Source organism: Bradyrhizobium sp. LVM 105 (assembly GCF_003957705.1).
GTDB classification, from domain to species: domain Bacteria; phylum Pseudomonadota; class Alphaproteobacteria; order Rhizobiales; family Xanthobacteraceae; genus Bradyrhizobium; species Bradyrhizobium frederickii.
On the sequence record NZ_QZMV01000011.1, the window covers coordinates 25,853 to 45,238 of the forward strand.

At 65.1% G+C, this 19,386-nt stretch carries 14 protein-coding genes; 9 read left to right on the top strand and 5 right to left on the bottom strand.

Annotated features, from left to right (window positions below):
- The first annotated feature begins 98 nt into the window (after window positions 1-98).
- Together D6B98_RS26445 and D6B98_RS26450 are read left to right on the top strand one after the other, a co-directional pair.
- Window positions 99-767: a hypothetical protein gene (locus D6B98_RS26445; RefSeq protein ID WP_164718876.1), complete on the top strand. Its 669-nt coding sequence runs from the start codon at window positions 99-101 to the stop codon at window positions 765-767.
- 19 nt (window positions 768-786) lie between these two features.
- Complete coding sequence (locus D6B98_RS26450; protein ID WP_126259856.1) at window positions 787-2,937, top strand: adenylate/guanylate cyclase domain-containing protein; 2,151 nt, start codon at window positions 787-789, stop codon at window positions 2,935-2,937.
- A 46-nt stretch (window positions 2,938-2,983) separates the two neighbouring features.
- Here D6B98_RS26450 and pobA read toward each other — a convergent pair whose 3' ends face one another.
- A complete protein-coding gene (gene pobA, locus D6B98_RS26455; RefSeq protein WP_126259858.1) occupies window positions 2,984-4,156 on the bottom strand; it encodes a 4-hydroxybenzoate 3-monooxygenase in 1,173 nt (390 codons plus the stop codon).
- 50 nt (window positions 4,157-4,206) lie between these two features.
- On the opposite strand from pobA, the gene D6B98_RS26460 reads away from it, so the two are divergent.
- Window positions 4,207-5,112: a helix-turn-helix domain-containing protein gene (locus tag D6B98_RS26460; protein ID WP_126259859.1), complete on the top strand. Its 906-nt coding sequence runs from the start codon at window positions 4,207-4,209 to the stop codon at window positions 5,110-5,112.
- Between the two features lie 337 nt (window positions 5,113-5,449).
- The gene (locus D6B98_RS26465) at window positions 5,450-6,061 is read left to right on the top strand and encodes a LabA-like NYN domain-containing protein (RefSeq protein ID WP_126259861.1); all 612 of its coding nucleotides are present in this window, start codon (window positions 5,450-5,452) and stop codon (window positions 6,059-6,061) included.
- A 23-nt stretch (window positions 6,062-6,084) separates the two neighbouring features.
- Here the strand turns inward: D6B98_RS26465 and pcaG are convergent, their stop codons facing one another.
- Both pcaG and pcaH read right to left on the bottom strand, forming a co-directional pair.
- Window positions 6,085-6,711: a protocatechuate 3,4-dioxygenase subunit alpha gene (gene pcaG, locus D6B98_RS26470; RefSeq protein WP_126259863.1), complete on the bottom strand. Its 627-nt coding sequence runs from the start codon at window positions 6,709-6,711 to the stop codon at window positions 6,085-6,087.
- Window positions 6,712-6,714: 3 nt separating this feature from the next.
- On the bottom strand, window positions 6,715-7,503 hold the full coding sequence (gene pcaH, locus D6B98_RS26475) for a protocatechuate 3,4-dioxygenase subunit beta (protein ID WP_126259865.1): 789 nt from the start codon (window positions 7,501-7,503) through the stop codon (window positions 6,715-6,717).
- A gap of 88 nt (window positions 7,504-7,591) precedes the next feature.
- On the opposite strand from pcaH, the gene D6B98_RS26480 reads away from it, so the two are divergent.
- The 3 genes from D6B98_RS26480 (at window position 7,592) to D6B98_RS26490 (ending at window position 11,546) form a co-directional block, all read left to right on the top strand.
- Window positions 7,592-8,521 carry a LysR family transcriptional regulator gene (locus D6B98_RS26480; RefSeq protein WP_164718877.1) on the top strand — a complete coding sequence of 310 codons (930 nt, stop codon included), beginning with the start codon at window positions 7,592-7,594 and terminating at the stop codon, window positions 8,519-8,521.
- 75 nt (window positions 8,522-8,596) lie between these two features.
- On the top strand, window positions 8,597-9,901 hold the full coding sequence (gene pncB / locus D6B98_RS26485; RefSeq protein ID WP_126259868.1) for a nicotinate phosphoribosyltransferase: 1,305 nt from the start codon (window positions 8,597-8,599) through the stop codon (window positions 9,899-9,901).
- Window positions 9,902-10,232: 331 nt separating this feature from the next.
- Entirely contained in the window at window positions 10,233-11,546 is a 1,314-nt protein-coding gene (locus tag D6B98_RS26490; RefSeq protein ID WP_126259871.1) for a GGDEF domain-containing protein, read from the top strand.
- Between the two features lie 322 nt (window positions 11,547-11,868).
- Here D6B98_RS26490 and D6B98_RS40965 read toward each other — a convergent pair whose 3' ends face one another.
- Window positions 11,869-12,441 (bottom strand): hypothetical protein, encoded by a 573-nt coding sequence (locus D6B98_RS40965; RefSeq protein ID WP_245481467.1) that lies wholly within the window; start codon window positions 12,439-12,441, stop codon window positions 11,869-11,871.
- A 4-nt stretch (window positions 12,442-12,445) separates the two neighbouring features.
- On the opposite strand from D6B98_RS40965, the gene D6B98_RS26495 reads away from it, so the two are divergent.
- Window positions 12,446-14,524: an autotransporter outer membrane beta-barrel domain-containing protein gene (locus D6B98_RS26495; protein ID WP_245481468.1), complete on the top strand. Its 2,079-nt coding sequence runs from the start codon at window positions 12,446-12,448 to the stop codon at window positions 14,522-14,524.
- A 10-nt stretch (window positions 14,525-14,534) separates the two neighbouring features.
- Here the strand turns inward: D6B98_RS26495 and D6B98_RS40125 are convergent, their stop codons facing one another.
- On the bottom strand, window positions 14,535-15,170 hold the full coding sequence (locus tag D6B98_RS40125; RefSeq protein WP_135165251.1) for a TetR/AcrR family transcriptional regulator: 636 nt from the start codon (window positions 15,168-15,170) through the stop codon (window positions 14,535-14,537).
- Between the two features lie 655 nt (window positions 15,171-15,825).
- Between D6B98_RS40125 and D6B98_RS26505 the strand changes: the two genes are divergently transcribed.
- The gene (locus tag D6B98_RS26505) at window positions 15,826-19,230 is read left to right on the top strand and encodes an acyl-[ACP]--phospholipid O-acyltransferase (protein ID WP_126259873.1); all 3,405 of its coding nucleotides are present in this window, start codon (window positions 15,826-15,828) and stop codon (window positions 19,228-19,230) included.
- Window positions 19,231-19,386 lie beyond the last annotated feature (156 nt).

Genomic DNA, 19,386 nt, shown 5'->3' on the forward strand with positions numbered 1-19,386 from the left:
GAGTGATTCTGGTCACACTTGCCTGGAGACCCTGCTGCTAAGCATCGAACCAGGACGGGGACCGGTCATACCGTCGGTCGAACTGGATGAGAATTACAATGAAATGCCTGATCGGCGCCGCTGTCGGCGCTTTCTGTGTTGCGGCCCCTGCCTTGGCGGAGACGCCGGCCGCCATCGTCGAGGATGTGCAAGGCAAGGTCGACGGCGTCGAATTCATGGACTATGTCGCGGCCGGCAAGATCATCAAGCTCGGCCCCAAGGCCAGCATTACGCTCAGCTATCTCAAATCCTGCCTGCGCGAGACGATCAGCGAAGGCGTCGTGCTGGTCGGCGCCGAGCAAAGCACCGTGCAGCTCGGCGAGGTGCAGCGCGCCAAGGTGCCGTGCGACACCAAGGCGGCGCAGCTCTCCGAACGCGAGGCGAACCAGAGTGCCGCGACCACGTTCCGGACCATGCGGTCCGATGCCAAGGCCGCTCCCTCCAGGCTGCCGACGATCTATGGCGTCGCGCCGCTCATCCAGGCCAAGAGCGGCAGCACGCTGGTGATCGAGCGCACCGACGGCAAGGAACCCACGATCAGCGTGCCACTCAAGAGCGACGTCATGACCCGCGGCAAGTTTTATGATTTCGCCAAGGCCGGGAAGTCGCTGACCCCGGGCGGCAGCTATCTCGCAAGCGTCGGCAGCAAGCGCTACACCTTCCAGGTCGATGCCAGCGCCACCGCATCGCCGACCCCGATCATCGGCCGCCTGCTGCGGCTCGAATAGCTGACCTAGCGACGGGGCGATGCGGCGGATCGGGGGACGGGACATCATTGCAGCGATTCTGATTGCGCTCCTCGCGGGCGCAATTTTCACGTCTCCGCCGCTTCAGGTCCTGCAAGGCCTCTCACTCGACATCCTCACGGCGCTGCGCGGCAAGCTCATTGCCGACCGCCGCGATCCCGCCAATTCGCCGGTCGTCGTCGTGGCGATCGACGGTGAGACCTACGAGACTCCCCCCTTCAAGGGATCGCCGACGCAGACCTGGACGCGCGAGATCGGCCGGGTGCTCGGCAGCATCACCGAAGGCGGCGCCAGGGTGATCGGTTTCGACGTCATCTTCAAGAACTCGATCGAGCAGTCGGAGATTCCCTTTGGCGACACCGCGCTAGGCGGCCGCATGAAAGGATTCGATCGGGATTATCTCATCGCGCTGCGGCAAATCTCCGACAGCGGCAAATTGGTGCTCGGCGAAATCCTCAGCAACGACCATCCGGAAGTGCCCTATCGCGCCCAGCAAGTGGCCGTGCGCAACACCGTCCGGGCGCTCAATGTCCATACCGACCACGACGACGTCATCCGGCGAATGCCGCTGAGCTTCGCCATCGAGGGCCGGCCGGTCCCCGCGATGGCGGTCGAGCTCGCTGCGCGCGCGACCGGCGCAAAGCCAGCGATTGCGCCTTCCGGCGCGACCGATTTGTCCGGCTACGCGATCCCGAGCGCGGTGCCGAATACAATGACGCTCAACTTCCGAGGGCTGGGACGCGACATCCCGACCTTTTCCTTCGTCGATCTGCGCGCCTGCGTCGAAAAGAGCGACCGCGATTTCTTTCGCCGCGCTTTCGACGGCAAGGTCGTGCTGCTTGGCACCGTCCTGAATTTCGAGGACCGCAAGCTTACCTCGATGCGCCTGTCCGGCGGCCATGACGGCACGCCGGCCCCCCGATGCGCCCTGCCCGCGCCGGCAAGCACGCCGCAGAAATCCCGCAGCGACGTCGCGGGCGTGTTCGTCCACGCCACGGCGGTCCGAAACCTGATGGAGCACGACGCTGTTACCGAGCTCGGTTTTCCGATGCGGGCCGTTCTCACGATCGCGTTCGCTGCAATCATCGCCAGCGCGGCCTCCATATTCGTGCCGACCGGGGCGCTCGCGGTCTGGCTCGTCCTCACTGTCGTTTACACCGCCGTGGCCGTCGCGGCCTTCGTTCACGCCCAGGCGCTGCCGCTGACCGAGCCGGCGCTCGCGAGCCTTGCCGCGATCGGGATGATGGTCGGCTACCGCTTCGTGCTGGCTGACCGCGACGAGCGCTTCCTGCGCAAGAGCTTTGCGCTCTACCTCGCGCCCGAGGTGATCGAGACCATGGTCGCCTCCGGCAAGATGCCGGCGCTCGGCGGCGAGATGCGCAACGTCACCATGTTCTTCTCCGATCTCGGGGGTTTTTCGTCCATTGCCGAGACCATGACGCCGGGCGAGCTGGTGACGCTGATGAACGAATATCTGTCCGCCATGACCGACATCATCGAAAGCCATGGCGGCTATGTCGACAAATATATCGGCGATTCCATCGTCGCCATGTTCGGCGCGCCGGCCGACGATCCCGCACACGCAACGAATGCGGTTCGCGCCGCGCTGAAGTGCCACGACAAGCTGGCGGAGCTCAACGCCGACAACCCTGCCTTCGCCGGCCACGGCCTGTCGCATCGCATCGGGCTGAACAGCGGCGAAGCCGTGGTCGGCAACATCGGCTCGCGCCGCCGCTTCAATTACACCGTGATGAGCGACACCGTGAACGTCGCCTCGCGGCTCGAGGGTGCCAACAAATATTACGGCACCGCGATCATGGCCTCCGAAACCACGATGGCGCAGACCGGCGATGCCTTCGCCTGGCGCGAGCTCGACGCGATCAGGGTGCTGGGCCGCGGCGAGGCCATCAAGGTGTTCGAACCATTGGCCGAGAAGGGCGCGGAGAGCGACCGCCAGGCGAAGCTGGCTGCTGCCTATGCGGACGGGCTCGCCTGCTGGCGGTCAAGGGAGTTTGCGAAGGCGGCTGACGCTTTTGGGCGAATCTCGGAGAGCGATCCGGCCTCGGCGCTGTTCGCGAAGCGCGCGCAAGCATTCATCGCGAATCCACCGCCGACGGATTGGACGCCGGTCAATATTCTGGAAGGGAAGTAGTCGCGCTTACCCTCCCCTGGAGGGGGAGGGTAAAGTGGGGATCGGTCTAAAACGGCAGGCCCACGTAGTTCTCCGCGAGCAGGCGCTGCGCGGTCTCGGACGAGAGCAGATAGTCCAATTCCGTCTGCTGCAGCCGATCCTCATAGGCGAGGCGGTCGGGGAAGCGGTGCAAGAGCATCGTCATCCACCAGGAGAAGCGTTGCGCCTTCCAGATCCGGGCGAGCGCCTTGGCGGAATAGCCTTTGAGGCCGGAATCATCGCCGCGCTGATAATGTGCGAGCAGGGCGTGATAGAGGTAGTAGATGTCGGACGCGGCGCTGTTCAGCCCGCGCGCGCCGGTCGGCGGCACGATGTGGGCGGCATCGCCGGCGAGGAACAGCCGGCCATAGCTCATCGGCTCGGCGACGAAGCTGCGCAGCGGCGCGATGCTTTTCTCGATCGACGGCCCCGTGATCAAATTGCCGGCGACCTGATCCGGCAGCCGGCGCTTCAGCTCGGCCCAGAACGCATCGTCCGACCAATCCTCGACCTTGTCGGTCAGCGGCACCTGGATGTAATAGCGGCTCAGCACCTGGGAGCGCAGCGAGCACAGCGCAAAGCCGCGCTCGTGCTTCACATAGATCAGCTCGGGCGAAACCGGCTTGGTGCGCGACAGCACGCCCAGCCAGCCGAACGGATAGACCTTTTCATATTCGCGCAGCACGTCCTTCGGGATCGACTTGCGACTGACGCCGTGAAAACCGTCGGCGCCGACGACGTAATCGCACTCGATCCGGACCGTCTCGCCGTTCGATCGATAGGTCACGTAGGGCCGGTCCGACGTCAGATCGTGCGGCGCCACGTCTTCCGCATTGTGCACGACCTTGCCGCCGAGGCGGTCTCGGGCCTCATAGAGGTCGCGCGTCAGCTCGGTCTGGCCGTAGACCAGCACCGAATTGCCGCCGGAATGCTTGTGCAGATCGATCTTGGACAGCACGCCATCATGGGCGATCTCGAAACCGGTGTGGATCTCCCCCTCGCGGTCCATCCGCTCGCCGCACTGGGCCTCGCGCATCAGCTTCGCAAAGCCGTGCTCGAGCACGCCGGCACGGATGCGGGCGAGCACGTGATCGCGGCTGTATTTCTCCAGCACGATTGTGTCGATGCCCTTCAGGTGCAGAAGCTGGGACAGCAACAACCCGGACGGCCCACCGCCGATGATACAGACCTGAACTTTCATTTTTGCATCCTCCCGTCGGCACTTTTTTGCAGATCCAACGCCGCAAACCGATGGAGGGTTTTGCCTTTGTCTTGTACTATTCGAACATGAGAAGCTCAGCCCCTGCCCCGGCGATCCGGGTCTACAATCTGTTCGGCGAGTCCGGCGATCTGCCTGACGTCGTGCATTGCGAGACCATCGCGTCGCGCTCGGTGCTGCACGACTGGACGCTGGCCGTGCACCGCCACGCCCGGCTGCACCAGGTGCTGCTGATCGAGCGCGGCGGCGGCGAGGCGACGCTCGACGGACGCGTGGTGCCGTTGAAGCCGATGCAGATCGTCAACGTGCCCGTCGGCCACGTCCACGGCTTCCGCTTCGTGCCCGAGACGCAAGGATGGGTGCTGACCATCGCTGCGGAGATTCTGGACGAGGCGCTGCTCGCCGCCGAGGGCCTGCGCGGCGCGCTGTCGCGCTCGGCCGTGGTGCGCGGCACGCCGCAGATCCGCGCCATCATGAAGCAGATCTTCGCCGAGCACGCCGCACGCGATTTCGGCCGCGCGCATGTGCTGCGCGCGTTGTCGTCCGCCATGATCGGGCTGGTGGCACGCGCGCTCACGAGCGAGAGCGGCGGCAACGGCACGGTCGAATCCAGCCTGTTCCGCCGCTTCGAGGCGCTGCTGGAGCAGCACCATCTGGAGCGCTGGAGCGTCGCGGACTATGCCGAGGCGCTGGCGGTGACGCCGACGCATCTCAACCGGATCACACGGGCGGCGACCGGCGATACCGCCTCGCACCTGATCCTCAACCGGCTGATCCGCGAGGCGCGGCGGAACCTCGTCTACACCAATCTGCCGGTCTCCACGATCGCCTACACGCTCGGCTTCGAGGATCCCGCCTATTTCAGCCGCGTCTATGCCGCAGCCACGGGCGCGTCGCCGCGCGCTTTCCGCGCGCAGCTCCATGGCGAAGAGGGCTGACACATCCGACGAACGATCCGGGCGGCGCTTATGGTCGGAGGCCGGCCGCGAACTGCAATTCCGCTGGTTGTCGGTGCGGCCACTTACCTTCGTATAGGGGAAGCTACCCTTTGTACAATTGAGCAAGGGTTGCACGCGCCTTAGCGTGGCTGCATTCGGCGCCCTGGCGCTGGTGGCATCGAACCTCCTTAACCTCGGCGCAAGACGGCCCTCCTGTCCGGTCGTCTGCGTCGCTTTTTCTACAGGGCCGCCGGCGCCGTCAGTGCTTTCCGGCCCATGCAGCGTGCCCTGACGGCCGGACTGGCTGCTTTCGTTCGGAACGGGGGATTTGTGCAGAATGTCTTCGATCGAGAAGATCGCACTCTTTATCGACGGCTCCAATTTCCATGCCACGTCCAAGGCGCTTGGCTTCGACATCGATTACAGGCGTCTGCTCGACGAATTTCAAAGCCGGGGCACGCTGTTGCGCGCCTTTTACTTCACGACCGTCATCGAGGATCAGGAGTTTTCGTCGATCCGCCCGTTGATCGATTGGCTCGGCTATAACGGATACACCGTCGTCACCAAACCCACCAAGGAGTTCGTCGACGCCACTACGGGCCGCCGCAAGGTGAAGGGCAGCATGTATGTCGACCTTGCCGTGAGCGCGATGGAGCTTGCCGAACGTGTCGACCAGATCGTGTTGTTCTCGGGCGATGGAGATTTTCGTTCGCTGGTGGAGGCTCTGCAACGCCGCGGCGTCCGCGTGACGGTCGTCTCCACGCTCGCCACTCAGCCCCCCATGGTCGCCGACAACCTGCGCCGGCAGGCGGACGTTTTCATTGATCTGGTCGCACTGAGACCAAAGGTCGGCCGCGATCCGGTCGACCGGCTGGCATCGCGCGAGGTGCGGCAGCCACCGCAATTCCTCGCGCGCGGAACGATCAAGCGCGACGACCGGGTAGAGTGACCCTGCGGGACGCCGCCCGATCGTCACACGTCGAAGAACACCGTCTCCTCCGGCCCCTGCAGATTGATCGTGAAGGAATACACGACCTTGCCGCCGCGCTCGGTGCGCTTTGCGATCAGGGTCGAGCGCCGGGACGGCTGCTCGATCAAATTCAGCACGGGGTCGGCGGCGTTGGCGGCCTCTTCATCCGAGAAATAGAGCCGGGTGTTGAGGCCGATATTGATGCCGCGCGCGACGATCCAGACATTGACATGCGGCGCGCATGTCCGGCCCGCTCTGTCGATGATGGCACCCGGCTTGATGGTCTCGAACGTCACGAGGCCACTCTCGAAGTCGGAGCCGGCGCGGCCCCAGCCGCGAAACTCCTCACTCAGCGCGCCGGCCGAACGATCGGCCGGATGGTTGTAGCGGCCGCTGGCATTGGCCTGCCAGATCTCCAGCAGCACGTCGCGCAGCGGCGTGCCGGTGCCGTCGAGCACCTTGCCTTCCAGCGTGATGCGCTCGCCCTGCGTATCCGGCGTTGTCAGGACATTCGAGAAGTTCTTCTCGAAGATGTCGAAGCCGGCCATCGCCGGGATCAGTCCGATATGGACGTAGGGCCCGGCCGTCTGCGAGGCGGTTTCCTTGAGATAGTTGAGCGGCTGCGGCATGGCTCAGTTCCCCGCGGTGCGATTTTCAAAATAGGTGGAGCGCTGGCCGCGCAGGACGACGTCGAAGCGGTAGGCGAGCGAGTCGAACGGCGTCGAGGCGTTGAGATCGAGCGGTGCGACCAGGCGGTCGAGCGCATCCTTGTCCGGAATCGTCGCCAGGATCGGGCAGATCGGGATCAGGGGATCACCCTCGAAATACATCTGCGTGATCAGCCGCTGCGCGAAGCCCGAGCCGAACACCGAGAAATGGATGTGGGCGGGACGCCAGCTGTTGACGTAGTTGCGCCAGGGATAGGGTCCCGGCTTCACGGTACGGAAGTAGTAGTAACCGGTGTCGTCGGTCAGCGCGCGGCCGCAGCCGCCGAAATTCGGGTCGATCGGCGCCAGATAGGTGTCCTTCTTGTGCCGGTAGCGGCCGCCGGCATTGGCCTGCCAGAACTCGACCAGCGTGTTCGGCACGCCGCGGCCGGTCTCGTCGACCACGCGGCCGTGGACGACGATGCGCTCGCCGATCGGATCGCCGTCCTTGGCGTAGTTGCGGATCAGGTCGTTGTCGAGCGGACCGAGATCGTTATGGCCGAACACCGGCCCCGTGATCTCCGAGATCGAGCCCTCCAGCGACAGCAGAGCCTGCCGCGGCGAGCGCAGCACCGAGGATTTGTAACCCGGCGCATGCGCCGGCGGATGGATGGAACGGTCGCGCTGGAAGAAGCCGCCGTCGCCGAGCGGCGGCGTCAGGGGCTCGGGACGGTTGAGGCGGGCGTCCCGCAAGGCTGGCGCCTGGGCATTCATCGTGTCTCTCCCTGGGGGCGCCCGGTCCGGACGCGCTTATCGGGAGATAATGGCCCGGTCTATTCCCCGGATAAATAGATCGATTATAATGTATTGCATGAAAGAAATCGATCATTTGGCGCTCGACGGCCACGCGCTCGAACTGTTCCTCGCCGTGCTGGAGGAGGGATCGGTCACCGCGGCGGCAACGCGGCTCGGCCTGACGCAATCGGCGGTCAGTCACGGGCTGAACAAGCTGAGGCGGATCGCAGGCGATCCGCTGTTCGCGAAATCCGGCCGCGGCATCGTCGCCACCGCGCATGCGCAGGCCCTCGCCGCAAAGGCACGGGCGCTGATCGACGAGATGCGGAGCTTTGCCGGTGGCGTCACGTTCGAGCCGGCTCGCGCGCAGGTTTCGCTGACGATCGCCGCCAATGACTTCCAGCGCGATCTGCTGCTGCCGCGGTTCTTCGATCATGTCGCAGCACAGGTGAAGAGCCTGAACCTGCGCGTGATCCCTTCGCAGTCCCCCTCGCCCGCGATGCTGCGCGAAGACCGCTGCGACGTCCTGATCACGCCGCTGCCGCCGTCCGGTATCGACATCGTGCAGAAGCGCCTCTTGAGCGATCATTACGTCTGTTACTTCGATTCCAAGGTGCGTACCGCGCCGACCCGCCGCGGTGCCTATCTTGCGGCGCGCCACATCACGGTCGTCTATACCGACAATGAGCGGCTCGACTTCGACCGCCGGCTGGCGGCCAACGGCCTTCACCGCGACATCGCGATCTCGGTGCCGAGCTTTTCCGGCGTGCCGTCGTTCCTGCGCGGCTCGCAGATGCTGGCGAGCATGCCGAGCCTGCTGGCGTCGGGGATCATGCGCGATTTCGCGCAAACGCGGATTCCGCTGGCCTCCCGCACCCGGACGCTGGCCGAACTGCCGATGTTCATGGTCTGGCACCAGCGCTATCAGAAGGACCCGGCCCATCGCTGGGTCAGGAGCCAGCTCGAGACGGTGGCGGCAACGGCCGCCAAGGCGTGATTGGACCGTCTTTCGGAAGACCAGCCCTCGCCAAATCCACTGGTTGCGCGCCGGCCGCCACGCTAGAATTCGCCCATGACAGTGACCGACATTGCGAGCCGGACCTACAATCACAGCTGGCGGCTGGATCCCATCATCCGCAGCCTGCTTGATACCGACTTCTACAAGCTATTGATGTTGCAAATGATTCGGGAGGCCTACCCGGATCAGCAGGTGACCTTCTCGGTCATCAACCGCTCGCGCCACGTGCGGCTCGCCGAGATCATCGACGAGAGCGAACTGCGCGCCCAGCTCGACCATGCCCGCACCATCCGCTTCACCAAGAAGGAGCTGATCTGGCTCGCCGGTAACACCTTCTACGGCAAGACTCACATGTTCTCGGCGGACTTCATCCGCTGGCTGGCCGAATTCCGCCTCCCCGAATACGAGTTGCGCAAGGTCGAGGGCCAGTACGAACTGCATTTCCACGGGCCCTGGACCCACACCACGATGTGGGAGATTCCGGCGCTCGCAATCCTCAACGAGCTGCGCTCCCGTGCGGCGATCAAGGGCCGCGGCCGCTTCGAGCTCGACGTGCTCTATGCCCGTGCCAAGGCCAAGCTCTGGACCAAGGTGGAGCGTCTTCGCAAGCTGGAAAATCTGCGCCTGTCCGACTTCGGCACCCGCCGCCGTCACGGCTTCCTCTGGCAGCGCTGGTGCGTTGAGGCCGTGAAGGAAGGCCTGGGCTCGTCCTTCATCGGTACGTCCAACGTGCTGCTGGCGATGGACAACGACCTCGAGGCGATCGGCACCAACGCGCATGAGCTGCCGATGGTCGCGGCCGCGCTCGCCAAGGACGATGAGGAATTGCGCTGGGCGCCCTATCGCATTCTCGACCAGTGGCGCCAGACCTATGGCGGCAACCTTCTGATCGCACTGCCCGATGCCTTCGGCACCAAGGCCTTCCTGCGCGATGCACCGGAATGGGTTGCCGACTGGACCGGCTTCCGGCCCGACAGTGCGCCGCCGATCCAGGCCGGCGAGGAGATCGTCGCGTGGTGGGAGAAGAAGGGTCGCAACCCCAAGGACAAGCTGCTCGTATTTTCCGACGCGATGGATGTCGGATCGATCGAGGAGACCTATCATCACTTTGCCGGCCGGGTGCGGCTCTCCTTCGGCTGGGGCACCAACCTCACCAATGATTTCGTCGGCTGCACGCCGGACGGCTCGTTCAATCTCGATCCGATCTCGCTGGTCTGCAAGGTGTCGTCGGTCGACGGCCGTCCCGCCGTCAAGCTCTCCGACAATCCGGAGAAGGCGACCGGCATACCCTCGGAGATCGAGCGGTATCTGCGCGTGTTCGGCGACGCCGGCCGTGTGCGCAAGCCGGTGCTGGTCTAAAGCGCGATGCAATTGGGACGAATCGTCATCGCGCTTTAGGTTGTTGTTTAAGCATGATCTTTTCGGAGAACCGCTGCGCACTTTTCCGGATCATGCTTTAGCTCGGGACACATCCCTCCTCGTCAAGCAAAGCGCCCACGACGAACGCGATCAGTCGGGTCGGGCGATTTGCCGGCATTTGAAGCAATCTGCAGCCGATCATTTCACGACGCCTTCACCCTGCGACGCAGTCCTCCGCACCTTTCAGGTCGAGTTAAGCAACCATCGCCTCTACTTGGCATTGCAGGCGCAGCGCACCGTTGGGGCGTTGCGCGATTTGGGGAACGCCAGGGTGTTTCGCAGAACAGCGACATCGATGAAGGGGCGCAGCCTTCTTCACGTCATCAAGCTCGTCTCGCCTTTCGTGATGGTCGTCGTGCTTCAGGCGGCGATCGCGGGATTCAGCCTGGAGGTGATGTCGTCGGTTCGCGCCTATGTCGCGGGCGAAGCATTGTGGTCGCGCTCGCAGAAGAACGCCGTCTATTTCCTCAATCTCTATCTGCATTCCGGCGAGGCCAGCCAGTTCGCGCAGTACCAGGCCTCGCTCGCCGTCCCCATCGGCGACGAGTTCGCGCGCTGGGCACTCGAGCGCGATCCGGTCGACGTCGAGGCGGCCCGCATCGGCTTCCTGCAAGGCGGCAACCATCCCGATGACGTTCCGGGATTGATCTGGCTGTTTCGCTATTTCAACCGCGTCAGCTTCCTCCAGGAAGCGATCCGCGAGTGGGCCGCCACCGACCCCATGCTGCTGGAGCTGAGCGTCTTCGGCGAGGTCATTCGGTCCGAGTGGGAGGGCGGTCGGGTTCAGGACGCAAGCCGCGTGCAAGTCCTATCGTCACGGCTCTCCGAGCTCAACACCGAGTTCACGGTGCATGCCAAACGGTTCTCGGCCGTCCTCGGTGAAGGCTCCCGCGCCATCAAGCTGACGCTGACCGGCATCAACATCGTCACCGCGGTGACCCTGATCCTGCTCCTGATCTGGCACACCAGACGATTGGTGCTGCAACGACAGGCATTCGAACACGCCTTGCATGCCGAGAAGGAACGTCTGGCCTTCCAGGCTTCGCACGACTGGTTGACCGGCCTGTCCAATCGCCGCGCCTTCGAGGCGCGACTGCAGGGCGAGCTGGACGTTGCCCCCGCGGGTTCGCTGAGCCTGATCCTGCTCGACCTCGACCAATTCAAGAACGTCAACGACAGCTGCGGACACCTTGCCGGCGATCGCCTGCTCTGCCAGGTCTCGCGCCTCCTGCAACAGGACCGGCGTCCGCACGATTTGGTGGCGCGCCTGGGCGGCGACGAATTCGGCCTGATCCTGCCGCAGTGCTCGCCTTATGATGCGGTCGATATCGCCGAACGGTTGCGGCGGGCGCTCGAGCTGTTCACCTTCGCCTGGGACGATCGCTGCTTTGCGGTGACCGCCAGCATCGGCGTCGCCTGCATCGCCGACAGCACCACCACGCTCGAGAACGCGATGCGGCGCGCGGATGCCGCCTGTTATCGCGCCAAGGAGAAGGGACGCAACCGGGTCCAGGTCGACGACGGGAGACCCGACGTCGTCCTCGTTGCAACCCGGCCGCGCGAGGCCGTCGCGGGGCGAGGCTGATCGCCGCCTGCGAGCCGCTTCATCTCGTCAGCCACGAGGACCGGCCGCTCGGACGCAAGCGGGATCTGGCCGGGTGCGCTAAAGGCCTGCACAACCGCCTCCTGAGCCGCATTGCGTAAGGCGCAGGTCCGCAACGCCCCGGTTGTGGTACCCCGGCCACATCATTCCCGGAAACGTTGCGTCTTTCGCATTTCGACACTTCGCTTTGCGCGCTGGTCCAAGAAGGCCAAGGCCTCCATCACTAAGCATAGCAACTGCCCAGCGTTGCTGGCCGGATTCCATCCGGACCGCATCGCGAACGGAGTTTGCAGTTGCCTTGGAATCATTGGATGACCTCGCCGTACGTCAGCGCGGCAACGACGCGCCCGCGACACGCGCTGCTCTTGAGCAGCGCGATCAGTGCTCTTGCCGCAGGTGCCACACTGCCCTGTTTCACCGCGCCGGCAGCAGCGGCCTGCGTGATTACCGGTAGCGGTTCGCAGACGTCGCTCCAATCGGGCGATTCGATCACCTGCACCGGGGCGGGCAACACCCTCGTCAAGACGGCACCTGCGGTCAGCGGCGTCACCGTCAACATCGGTGACGGCACCGCGACGTCCGTGAACGATCCCGCCTTTGCGGGCGTCGTCTTCGAAGCCGCATCCAATGGCGCGATCAATGTTTCCGGCAACGCGACGATCACGTCGGCTAACAGCGACGGCATTACATTGGTCAGCGGCAGCAACAACAACGTTGTCACGATAGCTGCGGGTGCCGTTGTCGGGTCGTCGGCCGTCGGAACTACGGCACTCGCCCTGTCCAATTCCAGTGACAACATCGTCGTCATCGGGGGTACGGTTGGAAGCGCCGCGCCCTTAACGAGCGGCGTTGGGATCGGCGGCGGATCGGCGAACAACCAGATGAACGTCCTGTCGGGCGGCGTTGTCCAGGCCGGCAATGTCGGGGCTGTCGATCTCAACGGCGCGGGCGCCGGCAATACCGTCAACAACGCAGGCACGATCTCGAGCGTCTCTGCCTCCGCGATCCTCGGCTCGGCCAATCAGGACACCGTCATCAACTCCGGCACGATCATGACCGGCGCCAGCACGGCCGTAGATCTCAAGGACGGCAACGACGTGTTCGAGTTGCGGACGGGATCGAGCGTCACGGGCTGGGTCCTGGGCGGCAACGGACTGGACACGTTGCGCCTGGGCGGGACCGCCAACGCGACGTTCGACCTCGGCACATTCGGCGCGGCCGGTCAGTTCCGGGAATTCGAGGTGCTGGAAAAGACCGGCAGTTCGACCTGGACACTGACGGGTTCGACGACGGACACGGCGACTATGGACGTCCAGGCCGGCACCCTCATCGTCAACGGCACGATGGCCAACATCGCGACGATCGTGACCGGCGGCACGCTCAGTGGCAGCGGCATGATCGGATCGCTCATAGTGCTGTCGGGCGGCAGGGTCGCGCCCGGCAATCTCGGTCAACTAATCGTCAACACCAATGCAGCGTTCCAGTCAGGGTCGACGTACGCGATCTCGGTCAACGCGGCCGGACAATCAGACAAGATTGCCGCCATGAGCGCGACGCTGACAGGCGGCACCGTCGCCGTCACCACGCTTGCCGGCGCCTACGGCGCATCGACGCAATACACGATCCTCAGCACGACGACCGGCGTCACCGGATCCTTCGCAAACGTCACGCTGAGCGGATACAATCCGCAGTTCTTCACCTCCGCCCTCAGCTACGATGGGTTCTCGGTATTCCTGACGCTCAATTACAACTCGGCCGTCTTCCAATCCGTCGCCCAAACGCAGAACCAGAAGGCCGTGGCCGGCGCATTGAGTGCGTTCGGCCCCAACCTGCCGTTCCTGGCATCGTTCGCCGGCCAGAGCGATGCCCAGCTGCGCTACAGCCTGGACCAACTTTCGGGGGAAGCCGCGACAGGAGCCCGGCAGGGCGCTTTCCAGTTCACGGGCCAGTTCCTCGGCCTCATGCTCGATCCATTCGTCAGCGGACGCGGGACCTTGGGCAATGCGACCGGCGACACCGTGCTCGGTTTCAATCCCGCGCGCGCCGCGCTTCCGCACGATATTGCGCTGGCCTACAACAAGGTCATGGGCTCACCGGCCGCGAAGGCGCCGACCTTCGTGGAGCGCTGGACCGCCTGGGGAACGGCGTTCGGCGGCGCCAACCGCACCGGCGGCGATCCCGTGGTGATCGGCAGCCACGACCTCAGCGCGCGCGCGGGCGGCGTCGCGGCCGGAGCCGACTATCATGTCAGCCGCGACGCGATCGTCGGCTTTGCGCTCGCCGGCGGCGGCACCAAATGGGATCTGGCGCAGGCGCTGGGCGGCGGCAAGAGCGATGCACTGCAGGCCGGCGTCTATACCGCGGTGCGTGCCGGCCCGGCCTATTTCGCCGCCTCGCTCGCCGTGGCCAACCACTGGTTGTCGACAGACCGCCTCGCGCCGTTCAGCAATCAGCTCACCGCGAAATTCAATGCGCAGACCTTCGGCGGCCGCATCGAGGGTGGCTATCGCTTCGCGACGCCGATCGGCGGCTTCACGCCATACGCAGCGGCACAGGCGCAGGCGTTTCGCACGCCGACTTACGCCGAGGTTGATCTGGCGGGCGGCGGTCTTGGGCTGACGTATCAGGGCCGCACCGCCTCCGACACACGGAGCGAACTCGGCGCGCGCTTCGATCGGACGACACTGATTGCACCGAATGCGGTCCTGACGTTGCGCGGTCGCGCGGCCTGGGCGCATGATTGGGTGAGCGATCCGGCACTCGTCGCCGCATTCCAGGGCCTGCCCGCCACAAGCTTCATCGTCAATGGTGCGACGCCGGCGAAGGACGCCGCGCTCGCATCCGCCGGCGCCGAGCTGAAATTTTCGAACGGTGTTTCCCTGTCTGCCACGTTCGACGGCGAGCTCGCGGCCCGCAGCACCACCTATTCCGGCACTGCGAGCCTGCGATACGCGTGGTAGCGGCGATCCCTCATCGCGATGGCCGTGCGCCCACCGGCAAAATGCCGAGGCCGGCGAGATGGGCGTCGATGAACTGCTCGACCTGCTGGCGCAGCATCTGGGGCGGCACGGCCACCATGCGCTCCTCGAGGCCGAGCGAGATGATGCCGTGCACGGCGGAGAACAGCGTGCGCGACAGCAGCGCGATCTTCACGTCGTCCGCATCCGGCAGCAGCCGCACCAGCGGCGCATGCATCAGCGCGAAGGCGTCCATCACCATCTGCAGGATGTCGTCGGGATAGGGGCGGTCATCCTCCATCCGGTGCTCGAACAGCGAGCGCAGCAGGTTGGCGTGCTCGGCAAAGAAGTCGAGATAGGTCGCGGCAAGCCCGTAAAGCTGGCGCACGGGATCATCAGCCGGGACCCCGCGAAGCCGGGCCGTGAGGGCCTGAACGGTCTCCCGGTTGACGGTCAGGATCACCCCGTCGAAGTCGCCGAACTCGTTATAGACACTGCCGACGGAACAGCCGGCGGCCTCCGAAACGTCCCGAACCTTTAACGATCTCAATCCCTTAGTCGCGATGATGCCGCGCGCGATCTCCAGGATCTGGAGCCGCCGCCGATTCTTTTTCCGGTCGCGCAGCGATTCTTCTTGAACATTGTTCATTTTCAAGCTACTCATGTGAACATTGTTCAAATTAACCCGGAGACCTGCAAAATGCAAACCCTCGCTGTTGATATCGCCGCCACCTTCGTCGACGACGCTGCTGCCCTCGTCACCGGCTTTGGCCGAACCCTGTTGCGGTTCGCCATGGCGCCGATCAATCGCATCGCCAACGCCTGCGACGTCGCCGGCGTGCTCGCGGAACGTCGGGCGGCCTTTCGGATGTGGCGGGCCAGCCGCGACCGTGCACGTTCCCAAGGGCGCAGGTTTAGCGTTCTCGGCCGCTTCTCGCCCTTTCGCCACCTCTCCCATCTGACCTGAGACGCCGGCCCATCGGGTCGGCTCGAATGCCGGGTCAGGTTGCAACGAAGGACTCACCATGCCCGGACATTCGCGGTTGATCCCGCTGGCCTCCCTGATGCGGTTCAGGTTTTCCTCATCGCCCGGACCATATCCGGGTATGCCCGAACGCGGGCCGCGACCAGATATCTGCGAACCTAACGAGACCATTAGGAGACCAACAGGATCGGAGGAACCGAGGGGACAGAGCATGCCGGCGCATCCTCGCCGTGCAATCGTTCGTCCCATGCTCTTCCGGTCGTGACACTTCACAGACAAGGTAACAACCTCAGGCTGCCTTTCCAAAACAGGACTAGTCATGATCAGGGAATTGATGTCGTCACGCCGCTTTGCGCCGCTGTTCTGGGCGCAATTCTTCTCGGCGCTCAATGACAACGTGCTCAAGAACGCACTCGTCATCATTCTGCTTTACAGTGCCGCAACCGGCCACGGCGATGCGCTGGTGACGGTGGCCGGCGCGGTCTTCATCTTCCCCTATTTCATCCTGTCCGGGCTCGGCGGCCAGCTCGCCGACAAATACGTCAAGTCCGTCGTCGCAAGGCGGCTCAAATTCGTCGAGATCTTCGCAGCCTGCTTTGCCGCCGCCGGCTTCTTCCTGCACTCGGTGCCGCTCTTGTTCGCAGCGCTCGCGCTGTTCGGCGTCATCGCCGCGCTGTTCGGGCCCGTGAAATACGCCATGCTGCCGGACCAGCTCGAGCTCGGCGAGCTCGCGACCGGAAACGCGCTGGTCGAGGGCGCGACCTTCATGGCCATCCTGCTCGGCACCGTCGCCGGCGGCCAGTTCGTGGCCGGCTCCGCGCATATGGGCTGGGTCGCATCCGCCGTGGTCGTTCTGGCCCTGCTGTCATGGGCATTCGCCTCCCGCATTCCGCAGACAACGCCCTCTGCGCCCGACCTGCCCGTGGATGCCAATCCCTGGACCTCGACCGTCAACCTGCTCAGGACCTTGCATGCCGACCATCGCTTGTGGGACGGCACCGTGATCGTGTCCTGGTTCTGGTTGGTCGGCGCCATCGTGCTGTCGCTGCTGCCGGCGCTGGTCAAGGAAGTCGTCGGCGGCACCGAGGGCGTGGTGACGCTGTGTCTTGCCATCTTCGCGATCGGCATCGCCATCGGCTCTCTGTTCGCCGCGAGCCTCAGCCACGTTCGTCCGAACCTCGCGCTGGTGCCGATCGGCGCCATCATCATGGGATTCGCCGGGCTCGATCTGGCCTGGGCCATCGGTGTGACCGCCAAGGGCCACGACATCACCGCGCTCGACTTCGCAACCTCGTTTGCCGGCTTGCGCATGCTGGTCGATTTCGTCGCCTTCGCGTTCGGCGGCGGCTTGTTCGTCGTTCCGTCCTTTGCCGCGGTCCAGGCCTGGTCGGCCACCTCCGAGCGCGCCCGCATCATCGCCGCCGGCAACGTGTTGCAGGCCGCCTTCATGGTGATCGGCTCGCTGTTCGTCGCGCTGTTGCAGGCGGCGGGTCTCCATATCGGCTGGATCTTCTTCGGCCTCGGCCTCGCCAGCTTCGGCGCGGTCTGGTTCGTGCTGACCAAGTGGGGCAAGGAAGGCGTGCGCGATGCCGGCGGGCTTCTATTCCGCGCCCTGTTCCGCACGGAGGTGCGCGGGCTGGAAAACCTGCCGCCTCCGGGCACGCGCATGCTGATCGCGCCGAACCATGTCAGCCTGATCGACGGCCCGCTGCTGCACGCCGTGCTGCCGATCGACGCCAGCTTCGCGGTCGACACCGGCATTGCCAAGGCCTGGTGGGCCAAGCCGTTCCTGCGCGTCGTCAAGCACTACACCATGGATCCGACCAAGCCGCTGGCCGCGCGCGACCTGATCAAGCTCGTCGCTGCGGGCGAGCCCGTGGTGATCTTCCCGGAGGGACGCATTACCGTCTCCGGCTCGCTGATGAAGGTCTATGACGGCACCGCGATGATCGCGGACAAGGCCGATGCCGTGGTCGTGCCGGTCCGCATCGAAGGCGCGCAACGCTCCTATCTCAGCTATCTCACCAGCAGCCAGATCAAGCGCTCCTGGTTTCCGCGGGTGACGGTCACCATCCTGCCGCCGGTCAAGCTCCCGGTCGACGAAACGCTGAAGGGCAAGGCGCGCCGCAATGCCGCCGGCGCCGCGCTGCAAGACGTCATGATCGACGCGCTCGTCAAGAACGCCATGCTCGATCACTCGCTGTTCGAGGCGCTCGGACACGCCTATCGCGATCGCGACACCGGGAAGGTCATCATCGAGGATGCGCTCGGCACCAAGCTGACCTATCGCAAGCTGATCCTCGGCGCGCAGGTCCTCAGCCGCAAGCTGGAGGCCGGCACCGCAATCGGCGAGAATGTCGGCGTGCTGCTGCCGAATTCGGCGGGCGTCGCCGTCGTATTCATGGCGCTGCAGAACAGCGGCCGAGTGCCGGCGATGCTCAACTTCTCGGCCGGCCCGATCAACGTGCTCGCCGCCATGAAGGCCGCGCAGGTCAAGACCGTGCTGACGTCGAAGGCGTTCATCGAGAAGGGCAAGCTCGACAAGCTGATGACCGCGATCTCCGCCGAGGCGCGCGTGGTCTATCTCGAAGACGTCCGCGCCTCGATCGGCGTGGCCGACAAGATCAAGGGCCTGCTCGCCGGCACCACGCCGCGCGTTGCCCGCCAGGCCAACGATCCCGCCGTCGTGCTGTTCACGTCGGGCTCGGAAGGCACGCCCAAGGGCGTGGTGCTGTCCCACCGCAACATCCTGGCCAACGCGGCGCAGGCGCTGGCGCGGGTCGATGCCAACGCCAATGACAAGGTGTTCAACGTGCTGCCGGTGTTCCACTCGTTCGGCCTCACCGGCGGCATGATGATGCCGATGCTCGCGGGCATTCCGATCTACATGTACCCCTCGCCGCTGCACTACCGGATCGTGCCCGAGCTGATCTACCAGACCGGCGCCACCATCCTGTTCGGCACCGATACGTTCCTCACCGGCTATGCGCGGTCGGCGCACCCTTACGACTTCCGCACCCTGCGCCTCGTCATCGCCGGCGCCGAGGCGGTCAAGGACCGCACCCGGCAGGTGTTCATGGAGCGCTACGGCATCCGCATTCTCGAGGGCTACGGCGTCACCGAGACGGCGCCGGTGCTGGCGATGAACACGCCGATGGCCAACCGTCCCGGCACTGTCGGCCGCCTCTCGCCGCTGATGGAAAGCCGCCTCGATCCGGTCCCCGGCATCGAGGAGGGCGGTCGCCTCTCGGTGCGCGGCCCGAACGTGATGCTCGGTTACCTCAGGGCCGAAAATCCCGGCGTGCTCGAAAAGCTTGCCGAGGGCTGGCACGACACCGGCGACATCGTGGCGATCGACGCCGCCGGCTTCATCACCATCAAGGGCCGCGCCAAGCGCTTTGCCAAGATCGCGGGCGAAATGGTCTCGCTGTCGGCGGTCGAAGCCATCGCGGCGGCGTTGTGGCCGCAGGCGGCGTCGGTCGCGGTGTCGATCCCGGACCAACGCAAGGGCGAGCGCATCGTGCTGCTGACGACGCAGAAGAACGCCGAGCGTAGCGCGATGCAGGCCCAGGCCAAGGCGATCGGCGCGTCCGAGCTGACGGTGCCTGCCACGATCATGGTGGTCGACAAGGTGCCGCTGCTCGGCACCGGCAAGACCGACTATGTCACGGCAACGACGATGGCCCGCGAGCAAGCGTCCTCGCCCGAGCGCGACGTAGCGTAACCCGGCTCGTTCACCTCTCCCGCTTGCGGGAGAGGCCGACGCGCTCGCAGAGCGCGGCGGGCGAGGGTTCTCGCCGCGCAGGGACGTCCTCAGTTGTTCTCGACAATCGCTGCGCGGAGACACCCTCTCCCCAACCCTCCCCCGCAAGCGGGGGAG

Excerpts from the sequence above, each read along its gene's own strand:
- D6B98_RS26480 (WP_164718877.1), top strand. The coding sequence starts at position 7,592 with ATGTATTGCATGAAAGAAATCGATCATTTGGCGCTCGACGGCCACGCG.
- pcaH (WP_126259865.1), bottom strand. The coding sequence starts at position 7,503 with ATGAATGCCCAGGCGCCAGCCTTGCGGGACGCCCGCCTCAACCGTCCC.
- D6B98_RS26450 (WP_126259856.1), top strand. The coding sequence starts at position 787 with ATGCGGCGGATCGGGGGACGGGACATCATTGCAGCGATTCTGATTGCG.
- pncB (WP_126259868.1), top strand. The coding sequence starts at position 8,597 with ATGACAGTGACCGACATTGCGAGCCGGACCTACAATCACAGCTGGCGG.
- pobA (WP_126259858.1), bottom strand. The coding sequence starts at position 4,156 with ATGAAAGTTCAGGTCTGTATCATCGGCGGTGGGCCGTCCGGGTTGTTG.
- pcaG (WP_126259863.1), bottom strand. The coding sequence starts at position 6,711 with ATGCCGCAGCCGCTCAACTATCTCAAGGAAACCGCCTCGCAGACGGCC.
- D6B98_RS26445 (WP_164718876.1), top strand. The coding sequence starts at position 99 with ATGAAATGCCTGATCGGCGCCGCTGTCGGCGCTTTCTGTGTTGCGGCC.
- D6B98_RS26495 (WP_245481468.1), top strand. The coding sequence starts at position 12,446 with ATGAACGTCCTGTCGGGCGGCGTTGTCCAGGCCGGCAATGTCGGGGCT.
- D6B98_RS26505 (WP_126259873.1), top strand. The coding sequence starts at position 15,826 with ATGATCAGGGAATTGATGTCGTCACGCCGCTTTGCGCCGCTGTTCTGG.
- D6B98_RS26465 (WP_126259861.1), top strand. The coding sequence starts at position 5,450 with ATGTCTTCGATCGAGAAGATCGCACTCTTTATCGACGGCTCCAATTTC.
- D6B98_RS40125 (WP_135165251.1), bottom strand. The coding sequence starts at position 15,170 with ATGAACAATGTTCAAGAAGAATCGCTGCGCGACCGGAAAAAGAATCGG.
- D6B98_RS26460 (WP_126259859.1), top strand. The coding sequence starts at position 4,207 with ATGGAGGGTTTTGCCTTTGTCTTGTACTATTCGAACATGAGAAGCTCA.